The sequence below is a fragment of the Pedobacter sp. ASV28 genome (genome assembly GCF_016428855.1).
Taxonomy (GTDB): Bacteria; Bacteroidota; Bacteroidia; order Sphingobacteriales; family Sphingobacteriaceae; genus Pedobacter.
The window spans coordinates 1-16,773 of sequence record NZ_JAELTN010000009.1; the positions used below are offsets into that span (position 1 = coordinate 1).

The 16,773-nt window shown below is 40.0% G+C and carries 10 protein-coding genes; 2 read left to right on the forward strand and 8 right to left on the reverse strand.

What is annotated here, in order from left to right; genetic code table 11:
• Positions 1-1,402 (forward strand): DUF1998 domain-containing protein (gene drmB / locus JHD79_RS04730; protein ID WP_199118058.1); only part of this gene is annotated, 1,402 nt, incomplete at its 5' end.
• On the opposite strand, the gene JHD79_RS04735 is transcribed toward drmB, so the two are convergent.
• The 6 genes from JHD79_RS04735 to JHD79_RS04760 all read right to left on the reverse strand — a co-directional run bounded on the left by JHD79_RS04735 (position 1,392) and on the right by JHD79_RS04760 (position 11,389).
• Positions 1,392-2,639, reverse strand: a complete 1,248-nt coding sequence (locus JHD79_RS04735) for a DNA (cytosine-5-)-methyltransferase (protein WP_199118059.1) — start codon at positions 2,637-2,639, stop codon at positions 1,392-1,394. The two genes, drmB and JHD79_RS04735, sit on opposite strands and share 11 nt — an antisense overlap.
• A gap of 372 nt (positions 2,640-3,011) precedes the next feature.
• Positions 3,012-3,962 (reverse strand): HNH endonuclease, encoded by a 951-nt coding sequence (locus tag JHD79_RS04740; RefSeq protein ID WP_199118060.1) that lies wholly within the window; start codon positions 3,960-3,962, stop codon positions 3,012-3,014.
• Between the two features lie 717 nt (positions 3,963-4,679).
• Positions 4,680-7,250, reverse strand: a complete 2,571-nt coding sequence (locus JHD79_RS04745) for a cadherin-like beta sandwich domain-containing protein (RefSeq protein ID WP_199118061.1) — start codon at positions 7,248-7,250, stop codon at positions 4,680-4,682.
• Positions 7,251-7,800: 550 nt separating this feature from the next.
• Positions 7,801-8,220, reverse strand: coding sequence for a hypothetical protein (locus JHD79_RS04750; protein WP_199118062.1), 420 nt, complete (start codon positions 8,218-8,220; stop codon positions 7,801-7,803).
• A 588-nt stretch (positions 8,221-8,808) separates the two neighbouring features.
• Positions 8,809-9,369: a hypothetical protein gene (locus tag JHD79_RS04755; protein WP_199118063.1), complete on the reverse strand. Its 561-nt coding sequence runs from the start codon at positions 9,367-9,369 to the stop codon at positions 8,809-8,811.
• 325 nt (positions 9,370-9,694) lie between these two features.
• Positions 9,695-11,389, reverse strand: a complete 1,695-nt coding sequence (locus JHD79_RS04760) for an alpha/beta fold hydrolase (RefSeq protein ID WP_233164568.1) — start codon at positions 11,387-11,389, stop codon at positions 9,695-9,697.
• 310 nt (positions 11,390-11,699) lie between these two features.
• On the opposite strand from JHD79_RS04760, the gene JHD79_RS04765 reads away from it, so the two are divergent.
• Positions 11,700-12,107, forward strand: coding sequence for a hypothetical protein (locus JHD79_RS04765; RefSeq protein ID WP_199118065.1), 408 nt, complete (start codon positions 11,700-11,702; stop codon positions 12,105-12,107).
• 264 nt (positions 12,108-12,371) lie between these two features.
• Here the strand turns inward: JHD79_RS04765 and JHD79_RS04770 are convergent, their stop codons facing one another.
• Positions 12,372-12,701: a hypothetical protein gene (locus tag JHD79_RS04770; protein WP_199118066.1), complete on the reverse strand. Its 330-nt coding sequence runs from the start codon at positions 12,699-12,701 to the stop codon at positions 12,372-12,374.
• Positions 12,702-13,223: 522 nt separating this feature from the next.
• Positions 13,224-15,509, reverse strand: coding sequence for a cadherin-like beta sandwich domain-containing protein (locus tag JHD79_RS04775; RefSeq protein ID WP_199118067.1), 2,286 nt, complete (start codon positions 15,507-15,509; stop codon positions 13,224-13,226).
• Positions 15,510-16,773 lie beyond the last annotated feature (1,264 nt).

A 16,773-nucleotide genomic window follows, 5' to 3' on the forward strand; every position in this document is an offset into this window, starting at 1 on the left:
AGGGGTGCATGGAGGAACACAACCCGAAGGACAACATAATTTGAGATTGAGGGCAGGAAGAAGTTCAGGTGCATTGTCAGGTATTGAAATCACTTGCAGTTGCGGAGTGCACAAAACAATGGCAGGTGCATTCAATGAGAATTCACTAACCAAAATTGGAATTACTTGTTCCGGTGGCAGACCGTGGTTGGGTCAGGAAGTAGAAAGAAATAATGCTTCTCATTGCGGAGAAAATTTAATTGTAGTTCAAAAGGGTGCATCCAATGTTTACTTCTCACAGGTTCGCAGTTCAATTTATTTGCCTCAATGGGAAAAATCAGTTGACAGAAGATTAGTTGAAGTGCTGGAAAAGAATTGGGGATTTCTCACAACCGGAATGGAGAACGGAAATTTTCAAAGAATGAGATTTGAATTAGTTGCAGAAAGAAATTTTGCAGAGGAGAAAAAAGAACTCTACACAGAAAAGTTATTGGAAGCAGCAACAAAAAGAATTTCAGGTGCTGACAATTCAACGGCTGATGATTCGGAGGAGAAATACCGCAAGATGGAATACGATGCAATACTTGCAGAAGCAGGGGGAGAAAACCAAGATTTCTTTGTTACGAAAAATCAGGCGAATACTTATGATGATTTGGAAACAGGCGGAGCAATCTGCAATGAATTTACAAGTATTGGTTTGTTGCATAAGCTGAGAGAGACAAGGGCATTCGTTGGTTTTTCAAGATGGCTTCCAGATGACGGAAAATCTTTAACAGAGAAAAAGAACTTCATCAAACTTGGACAAAAAATTGAATGGCTTCCGGCAATCGTTGTGAGAGGAGAAGGAGTATTCTTCGAGTTTAACGATAAACGTTTGAAAGCATGGTCAGATAATGAAGAAGTGAAAAAGAGAACAAAATTCTTATCCGACAATTACAACAGACCACGGGAAGCAAAGGGACATAAACGCAGAGAAATCAAACCTGAATTTGTTTTGATTCATACCTTTGCCCATTTGGTGATTAACCAATTCAGTTACGAATGTGGTTACGGAAGCTCTGCATTGAGAGAAAGGATTTATTGTAATCTTGAATTTCCGGACGACACCATGAATGGAGTTCTGATTTATACCGCATCCGGTGATTCAGAAGGTTCATTAGGTGGACTTGTAAGACAAGGCAAACCAGGCAATCTTGAAACAATAGTTTACAATGCGATTGAAAATGCAAGGTGGTGTTCAAGCGACCCAATCTGTATTGACAGTCTTGGTCAGGGACCGAACTCATGCAATCTTGCAGCATGTCATAATTGTGCCTTGTTACCCGAAACTTGTTGTGAAGAATCAAATATGTTGCTTGACAGAGCAATGTTGATAGGAGAATTAGATAATCCTTCAATTGGATATTTTAATTTTAAAAAATAGTAGATAAATTATCTGCTATTTTTTTGCCCATTAAAGGCGGTACAGCATTACCAATTTGCTTAAAAGCAGCGGTACGATTTGCTCCTTCTTTTATACCTTCAAAGTAAAAATCGTCGGGGAAAGACTGTAAGCGAGCAGCTTCTCTAACGGATATAGACCTATTTTGCAATTCATCAGGATGGATATAATAATGTCCATCCTTTGCAATGTGTGCCACTACGGTTTGTGATGCATCCAAGTCTGCAGCTACTACTTTAAACCTATCAAAAAATGAGGTTCTATTTTCATGGGTTTTTAAATAATCGGGCAAATCATTGTAGTTTAGACGTTCTTTTTGATTATTCCACTTATCAACAGCAATACGATAAATTTCCTTATCCTGTAATCTATGCGGTCTAGCTATATGTTGAGTAAGCGTGGTAATGCCGTTACGAATATGTGCAGCCGCTAAATAATCATTTCTATCTTGAGTGTATTCAGAGAATTTATCTGCTCCCTCTCCAGCTTGTATGATAGGCAAGTCGGCAAATAAACTAGATACGTTTGAAGTTAAGCCACTTTCGTAATTATCTAAATCTGGTAGATTAGGTATAAAATCTTGTCGCCAGCCAATGATGATTAAACGCCTACGTTTCTGTAATACGCCGAAGTTTTCTGCTTTCACTGAGAAGATATGGATGTTGTAACCTTTTTTGTTAAAAAGCTTTTCCATATTCTGTAAGTACACCCCACCCCCAGCAGATTTTAGTCCTAATACGTTCTCGAATACAAACATTTTAGGTTGGTATTTTTCTAGATAATTAGCGTATTGCACATAAAGAAAATTACGTGGGTCTTTCTTCATGTTATGCTCAGACCTTGCTCTTCCTACTAGTGAATAAGCTTGACAAGGCGGCCCGCCAACAACGAGGTCTACCTCTCTGTTACCATCTAGACTTCGATCTATTTGGTTAAATATTTCAGTATTGTTTTCATCGCCAATACCTAAATTGATTACGGAAGTTAGTACTTCTTCAGGTATTTTACTGTAAAGCTCGTTTCTTGGAATTTCACCTCTCAGGTAAGAGAGGTAAGTATCAAACTGATTATTCTCTTTGAGGTGGTAATAGGCTGCTCTAGTCCTTAGTGAATAGGAAGCAGCTTCATCAATCTCTACATGGGCAATAGGTGTATAACCTGCCCGTTTGAAACCTTCAGAAAGGCCTCCTGCACCAGCAAAGAGATCGATATAGTTCACGATTAATATAGATAAAAACGTAAAGATACGAAGATTTATATAAATCGTTTCAAAAAGTGGGACGAACGTAAGGTAATATTTGCAACTTCATTATGTGAACGTCATATTCAAATAACCTTGTATATGTTTTGCCATATGGATCCAGTGCTTTTCACTAAAATGCCAACGCTCATTCTAAGTAAGTTAGAAATACCTTGTATCGAATATATCTTAACATATTTTGAAAAGGAAATTTCATCAATTTTAATAATACGGCTTAGATTTGCTGTCTAAACAAAATATAAAGAATGCTTTTTCAGATTCCAGTGATCGATCAAATCAATGTTAAAAATAACTTTTGTTTCCGTAAGCTTTTCTTTTTGCAGTCATTACCTACCCCTTAAACACCTCTCCCCTATGCCAAGCCAAAGCTTCCTGCGCGGGGTAATGGTTTTGTTGTTGCGGTAATATGATGCGCTTCCCTTTTAATGCGTTGAGTGCATAAGGATGGGTTGTATCTTCAGTTACATGTTGGGATACTAAGATGCGGTAGTTTTCATCGATACTGAGCAGGCCACGGTCGAAAGCTCGATGCATGTTGGGGCAAAGGGCAATGCCGTTGGTACGGCTATCATTAAAACTTAGGGCAAAGGGAATGATATGGCAGGCATCAACGAAGTTATAGTTAAAAGAATTGCTCAGCTTCATTCCCGTGAAACTACATTGATAATCATAGGCATTCGTTACCCAGCGCTGGAATAAACCATCACGTACAATAATTTCCTCGGTAGTATATACTCGTCGTTTGCCATATTTTGGTGCAGCATCATTCAAGATACTTTGGGTCTGTAATTGCAGATATTCTTTACCAACCTGTTTTGCAGCCCGAAAGAAAACTACTTGTTCTGGGAAGTAGGTGTCTAATAATACTTGTCGCAAAAACTCCCTACTTTGGGCATCTAGTAGAAGTAACCAAAGCTCATTAGCTAAAGCACCAAATGCACATGCTTCAGCTAATTTACTTAAAGACTTAATGGGCTGGTTAATTTGGTAACCTGGCTTAGGGTGAAGCAGCCAAAAAGATTTCCCGTCTACTCCATCGTTCTGCAAATAGTAAAATGGTTGGGTAAGGTCTTCAATGTTGGCTGTAGTAACCAACAACTGCCAGTTTTCTTTAAAGGTACCTACCAATTGGGCATCTACCAATATACGGTTATCGGTTACGATGCCTTTTTCGATGAGCTCGATGAGGGTTAACAGCAAAATGGGCTTATGTGGTGCCGCACCGTATGGCGTGGATCCACGTTTAAGATGTGAAAAAGCTTTGGCGTATTTTTGGAGCAAATTGATTAGTTTTTTAGATGCTTGGTGTTTAGTTTTTCGGGTTTGGTTAAGGCTAATTTAAAAGAAAGATTGAGAATATGGAAATGAGTTGTGGGTTGCGAGTTATTGGTTTGACGGGCTATTTCCCGACGTATCGGGATCTCGCTTTGCAAGCTAGACATTCGGCCATTCGATTTTAACCAAGGGCGATCACCAGCTTTTGTTAAATAAACCCGATTGCAACGGCAGCTCCCGATGAAAAATCGGGACTATAGTGGAAAGCGGGGCTGCTGTAGCCACGGGGTAGCGGCTGTGATTTTCTAATTTTTAAATTATCTTATTTGTTTACCTATCTCTTAAACACCTCACCCCTATGCTAAAGCCTCTTGCGCTGGGTAATGGTGTTGTTGCTGAGGTAATATTTTTATTCTAACACCATTAATATTCCAAATCCTTAACCATGTAAAATTTAGCCTCTACACACTTCAACTTCTCCCCATCATCGTAACTACGACAGCAAATACAGATAATGTCGGAGTAGGAACAAAAGCATAGCTTAAAGAAGCAGGGAAAGTAATTTAAGCAGACGAACTACGACAAATAATCACAGCAGAAAGAGGAATACCTATAATCGTAACTACGACAGCAAATGATGTATGATCAGCAAATAGCAACTGTATATAAGGAAAGTTGACCTTATATATAGTTGCTATTTCTCTTTTAGGTATGGTGCAAAAACTAAAATTTAATTATGGTTTTACTGTCTTGTTCTTTTTGCCCTATAAGCGTTAAAACATAATAACCAGCGGTATAATTAGCTAAATTTAGCTTTAGGGAATGATCTGTGTTCTGCAACTGTTGCTCTATCAATTTTTTGCCATTAATATTGCTTAATATCGCTTTTTGATATTTACCTGCCTGAAAGCTGATATTGCTCCAATGATTAGTAGGGTTTGGATAAACATTTACTATAGAGCTACCCATACCGAAAGTAAATGGCGCTACACCTATCTCTTTCTGTTTTCCATCATGATCTATCTGTACCAAACGGTAATAACTGTTACCAGCTAATGGATTGGTATCATAAAACACATAGTGTTGCTTTAAGTTACTATCTCCTCCTCCTTTTTGGGAACCGATAAACACAAATTCGCCTTCATCTCCCTTTCTGTAAACATCAAACCTAAGGTTATTTTTCTCTTGTTGTGTCGTCCATTCCAATTTGGCACTTTGCCCTTGCGCCTTCACTTTAAAGCTTAAAAGTTCCACGGGCAATGCCGCTTGCCGATTAATGTTTATCGTGTAGTTTTTAATGGTAGTTCCGTCTTGTGCCGTTACCTTTACCGTAACGGTATTTTGGCCATCGCTTAAATTTATAGCATTGCTAGGCTGCGCACTTACTGCCGCCATGTCATTAATGGCAAGCGTGGCATTTAGCTCCTTTAGCACCGCGGTAAGCGTAACGGAAGTAACAGTGCTAGCTACCGCTATATTGTAGCTCAATGTATTGCTGTTAAACAGTGGATTTAATGTCCCCTCGCTAAGGTTTAAACTAGCAAGTAAGGCATTGGCAGAACGATGGCTACTTTCATAAGCGCCCAGATCTAAACCATTAAATTGTATACGTTGTGCACCTGCCAAATCTGAAGTTACCCCTGCAATAAAACTGGCATCGCCAGCATTAATAGCTGCGCTGCCTGCCTGTAGGTTAAAATTACCACTGGCTTGGTTAACAAACAAAGGATCTATATTCTGATTCAAATCTATCCCCTCTTTATAGCCCTGCGTAATGTTATTTTTTGCGACACTGGTACTGCCCTCTTCAGCTACATCTTTATATGTATCGGCAATATTGCCCCATATAATGTTATTGTAAATGGAGGCCTTAGCATTGCCGCTATAATTATAGTTATAAATAGCACCACCACTACTGGCTTTATTGTTATAAAAAGTATTGTTAACTAAGCTTGCGTCCAATGTAGGGTTGGCTGTACCGTTATTAAACACTGCCCCGCCATAATTCGCTTCGTTGTTGTAAAACAAACAATTTAGCGCATTAAATGAGCTGGTAGTGGCATTATAAATGGCACCACCAGTAGCTAAAAATTCGGTTTTAAGCGCTGTTGAGCTCAAAAATGGATGTATTAGCAATGAAATATTGGCACCCCAACTACTAGGATTATCATATCTGTACCATATGTTGCTGCTTGTTTTTTCCCAAGTAGCCGATGGATTGCTTTGACCACTGGCATTACTTACAATGCTAAGTACGTCTTTAACCGAGGAAGTCCATTGCAAGTCGGTTAAATCTACACTAATAAATATTTTTTTTGAGGCTGGCAATTCTAGTGGAGTTTCAAAATCGATGTAGGTGTAAGTATTTGCCTGAACATCGTCCATAATGGTACGCATTGTTAAGTTTTTGCTACCTATTAGAGCTCCGGGTGTTCCACTGGTGCCGTTGTAAATTTTAACTGGCACCACTTTATTTGGATTACTGCTCTGTGCCCTACCAAAACCAATATAGATATAGTGTAAATACTTCTCCGTTCTAGCAGAAAGATCAAAATACATGGCTTTTTCTTTATCAACATATTTATTCACACCGTTTATCCACCCACTCACTTCGGCACTTGGATCCAAATAATAGTTAGTAATTGTCCAATTTGTGGGCATTGGATAGTTAGCACTATAAAGATTATCAAAACTAGCCTTGTTTTGATTAAATATGCTATTGCTCACACTGGTTTCTCCCTGAGCAATGTATATTGCACCTCCCACTACAGCTGTGTTGTTTTCAAATTTACATTTGTTTATTTGCGGGTTACCGCTGGCAATAGTAATAGCCCCGTAAGTGGAATTACTTAGGTGTAATCCATCAAGAATAATGGAGGTAGTGTTAAGCGTTGGGTTAATATTAATTAGACAATTTTTCAGCGTAGTATTGGCAGTTATTCTTGTAGCATTGGTACTATGCATTAAGCTTTCGTTTCTAAAGATAACACTAGCTTCTGCACCTGCAAAACCCCCATATAGTTTCACTGCCTTGGTAATATTGATACTGGCAGTTAACTTGTATTCTCCCGCAGCAATATAGATCTCATCGCCGGCATCGGCCACATCAATAGCAGCTTGTATATTACCCAAGGCATTATTCCAAGAGGTACCATTACCAGAAGCACCTGTCTTAACAAAACGTATGACCTGCGCATGAATAGATAGCGAAGAAAAAAGGATAAGTACCGGCAATAAAACACATTTGTGATTTGTTCTAAAAAGAAAGAGGATTGAATTTAGATTTTTTCTCATATAAAAGTTATTTTGATGGATTAACAGCGAATTTAGCTTTAAAAATGATTTATTCAGATAAAATAAACAAAAAAGCTCTACTACTATTAGCTATAAGATTCGGGAATTAGATAAACAACAACAATAGTAGTAGCGAAACGAATAACATAACCGCAACTCCGACAACAAGTACAAATGATGTCGGAGTAGGAATAAAAGTATAGCTTAAAGAAGTAGAAAAAGAAATTTTAGCGGAAGAACTACGACAAATAATACAGCAACAATATCGTAATCACAACTACGACAATAGACACAAATGATGTCGAAGTAGAATAAAAACACAGCATAGAGAAGCAGAAGAACTGTAACAAGTTTTCATCAAGATTTAAACACCTCCACCCTATGCCAAGACAAAGCCTCTTGCGCTGGGTAATGTTTTTTTGTTGCGGTAGTAAATGGTTAATTGCTTGTTTGGTTTTTGGGAGGTTAGTTGTTTGGGACCGAAATGTTTATCCATTACGCTAATTTAAGGGAAAGATGGGAATATGGAAATGACAAACAAATGCGCATTTTATGCTAATTTATTTAACGCCTTTAGTTTTCCTTCAATAGGGCCAAAATAAATATCATCGTCTATACTGTCACTTTTGGGTTGTGGGAAACGTTTAATTTTACCATTCTCATATAGCTCAAACCGCCCTTTATCTTTACCATCTAGGTTGATATGAAAGCACGATCCGTTCTTTGTGACAATCACATGGGCTAATTTCTCGTTAATCAACACATCGAAAATGATTTTTTCACCTTCATTAGGTGGTGAGCTAATGGTAATAGGGGTCTGCTTATTTGGGTCATTGCTGGTTTGCTGAGCTGTTTTTACGGAACCGGTATAAGCATCGTCACTTAAGGAATCATAACCTTGTGTACCTGTATTGTCTAACCCATCTTGAGGAGAAGGTTGGTTGGTAATTTTGTGAGTGGTATTGGTCATCGTTTATGTATTAGCTATGAGTTTAACAAACGAGCTGGAAATATGTTTAGTTGTGAGTTGTGAGTTGCGGGTTTCCCGACGTATCGGGATCTCGCTTTGCCAGCTAGACATTCCAGCCATTCGGTTTTAAGCAAGGGCAATCACCAGCTTTTGTTAAATAAACCCGATTGCAACGACAGCCCTCGATGAAAAATTGGGACTATAGTGGAAAGCGGGACTGCTGTTACCACGGGGTAGTGGCTGTAATTTTCTCATTTTTAAATTATCTTATTTGTTTACCTATCTCTTAACCACCTCACCCCCCTCTGGCGCAAGCATTTGCTTGGGACTCATTCAAAAAAAACTCCTCCAATTAATTATTAAACACAAGCACCGCTACCGATAAAATGGGTACAGGTCCAGAGAGCAAGTGCAACAGCTCATTTTGTGCGCTCAAAGCCTGATCGAGCTGGAGCAAGCCAGGTTAAGCAGCCTTGATTTTTTATCAATTTTTGAGTTAATTGACTTTTGCCTTGATACAAAAATTGATAAAAAATGGGTCCCGTTCATCACAATACCCATACCTATTAATATTGCTAATTTAAAAACTTACTTAAATGTAAGGGTAACTTTATGCGCTGCTGTTTTCTCTACATCTACTGTTGCGTCGATACCAATTCCCCATATTTCGAACTCTACACCAGCAGAGCCAGTTTTTTTCAAGCTAAAAGATAGCGCTACAGAGAACTCTTTTTTAGATAAACCTGCAACCCCAGTGCTTGCCGCAGCCCATTGTTTTGATGCGGAAACAACGGCATCTTTTAAATGCGTCTCAAATGAAGGAGATACCATCTCCTTTTGATCGCTTTTCTCATAACTAAAAGTTAAGGTAGTTGATTTTTCTATTTGCCATTTTTTAGAGGCTTTGGCAATGATCTTAAAGCCACCACCTCCAGCTTTATCATAAATGGTACTCAATGCAATCTCGGCAGATTGTAATTTAGGCTGCATACTACCATCAAGCTCTTCAGAAGCTCTTTCTAAACTATTGTTGATTAAGGAAACAATCCCTTTTAATTCGAAAGCTTCCACTTTATCTTCTTGTTTTTGGGCATGCGAAACTCCTAGCGACATTACCAATGTCAGTAGAAAAAATAAAATTCTTTTCATAATGCATAATTTTGTCTATTACCACATAAAATTACTGATATTCAACAACTTAACAAATACCAAATAATAGGTAATATACCAATAGAAACACGATTACCCATCCTTAGCCAAAACCTTAGTGCCGGGGCCGAGCCAAAGCCAGAATGTGCTTTTGCCTACTCAAAACAGGTGCACATTCAATAGAAATTAGCTGCTTTGCATGTGCTTTTAATTGCTCAACCCCAGTTCAAAACGGTTATGCAGCTGCTGGAATTCATGAGCCAAGGCCTGGTGCCCACAGATCCAGCTTTAACCGGGCAAGAATGAAAAAACGGTATTTAGGCGATCATTTCCGCTGCCTGTCTTTATTTTTTTCTGGAAGCGCTAAAAAATGGAGGATGGCCTGATTGAGCTGCGCTGGTTTTTCGAAAGGAACATAGTGAGTGGCATTAGGAATGATTTCGAGCTGGGCACCGCTAATCTGGCTTGCGATAAGCTGGGTATGTTCCGGCTTGATGACATCATCGCTACCGGCGATCACCAATACCGGATTGCTGATCTGCTTCAATTGTGAGGCCTCTATATGAGGATGTTCGAGCATCAGCCTGATCAGTTTATGCTGCTGAGGAAGCGTATCTGCTTCGATCTGCTGTTTAAATGAGGCAATTAAACTGTCTTTAACACCCGAAGGGTTTAGGTTAGCCCCAATGGCCACTATTTTTTTAACCATTTCTGGATGAGCAAGATTAAAGCTGAGTGCGGTATTTCCACCATCGCTCCAGCCTACGATATTCACCTTCTTAAGGCCCAGTTTAGAAATGATCTTATACAAATCTGCTGCAAATCCATCATAACTATAGGCACGGGTAGAAAGGTCGGTACTTCGCCCCTGCCCCCGTGTATCGATGGCGATGACCTTGAAATGTTTAGCCAAAAATGGGATCTGAAGATAGAAATCCGAAATGCTGCCATTATTGCCATGGAGCAACAGGAGCGGCTCGCCCTCCCCGTATTCTTCCGTGTAAATCTTAGCATCATCCAGGTCGATGAATCTGCCGTTTTTGCGCTTCCCGTATCCGCTTTTTTGGGCAGCTTCCTTATGGTGATAATAATCAGCAAGCATGCTCACTTCGGAGGTTTCTTCTACCACCTTTTCAGCAGGCTTTTTAGCTTTTCCGACCTCCTTATTGTACTTTATTTCCAAGTTTGCAATAAAAGCCCCTGCATTGTTTTCCCAGTTTCCCTGACTTTGGTAGCGGAAAAGTAAATCTTTTGACAGGGTTTTCTTTGCGGAAATTCCGAATACAAAAGTATTTGTACTATCCGGCTGATGTTCTACCAATTGCAAGGTAAGGGCAATTTTGGCCATACCATTAAAACCAAGTTGATAGGGCGTAAGGTCGATATGTTGCCAGCCTTTGGCAGTAGTGCGATACGTGATATTTTCACGAAGCAAGCTGGTGTCTGGAAGGTTATTTCTTACGGCATATAGGTTTAGTTTCAAAGTAATGGAAGAGAATTTAGAACTGGGCATAATGTAGAAGTTATAGGCTTTTAAAAGGCTCTGCTCCTCAATCTCAAACACATTACCTTGCTCGATGCTGGGAACGTGCTGGTCGAACATCTTGGAAAAAGTAATCATGGGGCGGGACCGTTGTCCAACTGTTTTCTCTTTAAGTTTAGTTCCCTTAATGACGACCTCGGCCATATCAAAAATCTTTTCTTCCAAGATGACCACGGTTCCCTCCTTTAGTTTATTGATTTCGCCAGGAGACATTTCCCTATCGACAAAGCCAATTGCACTAAAGACCAAATTGCGATCGGCCAAGCTGTCGGGGATGATCAACCTGAAGGCACCGCGTTCATCTGCTACGGTGGCGGCCTTGCTATTTTTAATACCGAGCGAACAATAGGCAATTGGGCGATGCTGCAAGTCCTTAACGGTACCTGTTAACACGCTTTGGGCGCTGGCGCTAAAAATAAACAATAAGAGCATGCCTGTAATGAACAGGCCTTTGGTGTGAACGGCAACATTTTTCATATGAGGCAAGACGCTGCGGTTTACAAAAGGGTTGCATGTTGATTTATTAAAAAATACAGGGAAAATCAAATTAATACGGGTTTTGGTTTTCTTGGATATTGACCAGGTCCGCTTACAATAATTGAGCATTTTTGTAGCTTTAATGTGATAAAACTTTGATATGAATGAAATTCGGCTGCTATATTCTCTAATATTGTTATCCATATGCGCAATAGCAGCATGTAACACCCCCAACAAAAAGCGCCCAACGCTTTCGAAAAAAAACGCAATTGAATTTCGTGGCAACTACGTGGTTTGCGACACCTGCCTGATGACAGTGCTTGTCCATCATGATGAATGTACAGACTGTAAGGACATTATTGTAGATAGTGGCACCGTCTATCTACCCCATGAAATACTTAAGAAAGCAGAAAATTTGGTTGTTGATGTAGACACCACGAACCTATTTAGTGTAGTTGCAAATCGGCTATCTGTGAGCGATTTACGTTTTGAGGATAGAGACTATTTCCGAAAACTATATACTGATACGGTTAACTATAGAGATTTATACAAGGCTTTTCGCTTAAAGGGCAAGATTGTGGATGTGGGTCGAAGAAAATCGAAATACGGCGTGATCGAAACTTCGCCTTCGCTGTTTTTTAGGGCATCACATGCTGTTGAAATTGATACGGCTTATTGGAGAAAAATTACGGAAGCCAATTACGCAGCTATTCAATAGGTGATAAGTACTGGATGGACCTGTGCATTAAGCTTCCAAAACGGTTTTTTTTGCATTTTCAGAAGGTTTGGCATCACTGGAAATGAATATAGATTGCCCGCAACTCGGAACAGGCAATTCCTGAAATCAGCGGGAATAAACAAACGGCTTTAGCTCCTTCGCTACGTTCAGGATAATAGCGTGTAGAGTAAAAATACAAAAACCACAAGCCACCGAATAGTTGGCAACCTGTGGTTAAAATTATGTTTCTCCGCTTTTATGTGTTTAATACCAGCAGTGTCCCTGAAAGGTAAGTAGGCTTCCGCCAGAAGTGATCTGTAAAGAAATATCTATCTGGTGATTGAAATCATGTGTTCCAGACCAACTGTAGGCCTGGCCACCTGTATGCTGACCAGCACTATCTGTTAAATACAGCTCGGTAATATTTCCGCTGCTATCGCCCCAAGCCTCAAAGCTTTGCCCACCTACGGTAAACACGCCAATATGGATAGAGGAGGTAGCCACTTTTAGAGGCTGCACTTTTAAAGCAGACTGGGCGGTAAAAGTTGAAAATGCCAGCATGAATGCGGCAAAGAGTAAGAGTTTAGCTTTCATAGCTTAAAATTTAGATTTAATGAATTGATATTTAGTTATTTATAAAGATATAAATTTAGTTCAGACTTGCAAATTCCCTGAACGAAAAAGCAGCGGAAGCAAGTGGGGCTACGCATGAGCTCAGGGTTGTGGCCAATGCCGTTAAGTTAAGCCTTGGCTGGGCACCAACGCCGGAGTTCTCTCATGTTGGCGTTCTCGCCAACGTGTAAAAAATTCTTAATCTAAATTATAGTTGCGGCAGCGGGCGGGAACAGCTGAGGAGGATCTTAGGCAGGAGAAGAAAAGATTAAAAATTTAGCAACCTCTTTATTAAAAAAAGAATTAATGGATTGAAAACTGCTAAAAGGTTAATCACATAAAGTAAAGTTAAAAGTCATATAAGTTAATTAATATATCTCAAAACGAGTTGAGCATAAAGGCTATCAACCAAAACATTTTCCATAATACAGGATAAATTTTGTAAAGCTAGCCATCAACTATTTCTACAAAATTCATCCTGTCTAATTTTGATAAGTAAATATTTTAAAGCTTAATCATTTTCTTTACCACTGTCATAGAGGAATTACTTAATCGGAGTAAATAATTATTTGGCTTTAAATAAGAAATATCGATGATTGCCTCATCATCTTCTGAGCTTACAGACAGTGTTTTTAAAATCTTCCCATTCATATCTAATATTTCTATCCTGGTAAAAGGATCATTAAATTTCACTTTAATAAAGTCTTGTGCAGGATTCGGGGAAATTAAAACCTGTGCTTTTTCTTTTAAATCGAAATTTAAGGATCTGGTCCCAAGGTCATTTACTTTGCCATTATTATCAATTTGCATTAACTTATAATAACTCGCCCCATGAAATGGGTTACGATCATAAAAAGAATAATTATTGCTAATTGAAGTAGTCCCATTTCCTTTAATTGAACCAATAGTCAAAAACGTGATCCCATCAGTTGATTTTAAGATTTCGAACCGTTGATTATTATTTTCGGAAGCCGTAGACCAAACAATTTTAGCATAATTAGCATCTTTTTTGACGCTATAATTTATGAGGGTTATTGGCAAAACCTGTTCTGTATTAATACTATAATTACGAGAAGCTGAATAGGGCCCGGGACTTGTTGAAGCATCGGTCGCGGTCACCGTAAAGGTCGAGATCCCACCTGCCGTTGGGGTGCCCGACAGCGTACCCGTATTTGAAAGGGTAAGTCCATCTGGCAATAACCCTGCCGTAACTTTGTAGGTGTATGGAGAGGTCCCTCCCGAAGCGGTGATCGTTTGGCTATAGAACGAGCCTACCGCCCCATCTAGTAGCACAGCTGGAAATATCTCGATGGTTGGGGCTTCGTTTACCCTGGTGACGGTTAGGGTATAGGTTTTTGTGGTTATCTCATTTTCAGCCGTAACCAAGATCTCTATCACGTTAGCTCCAACGTCCAGTGCCAAAGCACCGGATGAAGAACCGCTTGTTAGTGTAGTATAGGCATTTCCATTAACTCGAACTTTTATCGTTGCTCCAGCATGAGCCTTAGTTGGTGTAATTGTGGTAGACGTGGTTGCATAGGGAACACTAGCCGTATACACTGCTGTAGCGGGGTCAAATGTAGGTGATAACCCAGCTGCGGTTGTGCCAAGTGCCGATAGATCTGCATTGTTTGATGCAATAAGAATGGTTGCGGAAGGGGAACTTGCTCCGGCAATGTTCCCTGGAATATCCTGCGCAGTGCTTGCGGCTACCGAAATGCCTAATGTACCCCATCCACTAACGCCAGTTAATTTCGCCGTATAAGTTGAACCGCTTCCAGATAATATTAAAGAGGTGTATGCGGCTGTACCCGTAGTATTGACAGTGATATCGCCCGAAGAAAGCGATGAATAACTAAAATTGGGATCTACGTAAGCTATAGTAAAGGATGCATCAGCACCAGGGGCAGCTGTAACCGCTGTTGGGGTGATGTTGATTACGGGAGGTGTTTTGTCAAAAATCAAAACTGTACCGAAGTCCGTATTCGATTGTTGCCTTACATTTCCAGCAAGATCGGTTGCCGAATATGTCCATGGAATATTACCTTCGGTGTCACCTGTGACCAAGCTATAGGTAGCTGTCCAATTTTTATTTCCATTAGATGCCACGGCTGTTACAGGATGTCCAGCAATAGCAATTGTTATGGCTTGAAGAGCCTCATTAAAGCCCACAGAAAGTGTGATCATATTGCCAACCTTAGCGTATTGACTTGAATAACCATTGTTCGAAAAATAAGAACCAGAGACTAAAGTTGGGGCTAAATGATCAAAAGTGTATACCTCTCCTGTTGTATAGGCTGCACTCACATTGGGGGTTACTCCCGTTGTACCGGTAAAGTCAAGGCGTAGAGTGCCATTGCCCACAATTGAGTTAATCGGAACCGTCCAAGTGGCACCAGAACCGGTTGGTGTACCTATAGAACCCGTAACACCCGAAGTAGTTAATGTAAAATCGCTTGCATCTACTCCTGAAACTGGTTCAGAGAAGGTAACGGTATAATTAACAGTCGTAGCGTTGGTTATTTGGGCCTCAACCCTATTGATAGCCATTACGGTTACCGTTGCAATATTACTTGTTAAGCTTCCATCACTAATCTTATGGGTAAACGAATCAGGGCTAACACCTTTAAAATCAATAGCAGCTTGTGAATGAGCAGCGGCATTACCCCAGCCAATTCCATCGCCCGTTGCGGTAGCCTTAACATAAACACCCCCATTGGCCTCGGGCATTTTTGCCCAAAGGGCAATAGCTGTTAACCAAATCATGCAAGTAAGTAATAGTTTTTTCATATGGTTTTAAATTTGATGGATGCATTGTTCAAAATAACACCACACCAAAGCCATTGCGATAACTGCAAGGAGTAAGATGATAAGAGGTCATTTGCGATGCTTATGCTGTTACACGGTTTAAAACTAATGATAAACGCATGTAAAACCAAAAGCTTAATGGAGGGAAAAAGCGGACAAGCAATTTTAGGTCATCAGAAAACTGATTAAAGTAGTGATTTATAATCGATAAGCTACTTCTTGAAATGGAAACTTTTATTTTGAATAAGATCTATTTATGGAAAGAGATGGCAATAATATTATTTTTTATGACTGGATTTAAAATCCACTTTTAACCGGGTCGTGATTACAAATCCCAGTCAACGGAGAAATTCCCTGAGCGAAAAATCAGCGGAAGCAAGTGGGGCTACGCATGAGCTCAGGATTGCGGTCACTGCCGTTAAGTTAAGCCTTGGCTGGGGCACCAACGCTGGAGTTCTCTCATGTTGGCGTTCTCGCCAACGTGTTAAAAATTCTTAATTTAATTATGGCTGCGGCAGCGGGCGGGAACAGTTCAGGAGGATCTCCCGGTCGATCCTCATTTTGAGGACTATGGCTGCCATATTACAAGGCCGATGATTTTGGCAATGCGGCGCTAGACCAACATTGCTTTCCGCCCTTGTAGCGGGAGATTACACACCAGAGCGGCGAGCGCTTATTTATAAAAAGATAGTACAAAACCAGCCCCTACGGCACTATGTTAATGCCGTTACGAAAAACCGTATTTGTTATTAGGGAAAAGATGCCTACCTTGGCAATTGCGATAAACCATAGTACGGCCATCTTACAACCTAAAAACTTATAAGGGCTGGTGCCAAGTTAAATAACCTCATGGAGACTCTGATGTGCGCTCTCTTCACAGCAGCTTCTTTTTTTTAACAGGTTATTTTCACTTGGAATGTTCTGGCATGCGCTAAGATGGTGAACGGATTACGTTCTTTATTAAGAGTTTTAGGAAATGGCCATACCCCGCCTCCTTGAGGCAATGGTACAGTACGGAGCTTAATTTTTTCGTTTCCATAACGATTGGTTTTTGGTTATGTAAAACAATGCACCCGTAAAAGCGAAGGGAAACCTGTTGGCAGGAAACCAATAAGGCGTACCTCTCCACTTTTGCCATGGTTCCGCCAGAACCTTCTTTTTACCACAAGGATAAAAAGCTACCCAAAAGTTTACGAGGTACGCCCTACTGGATTATACAAAAGTATAAGAATTCCAGTATATAGGC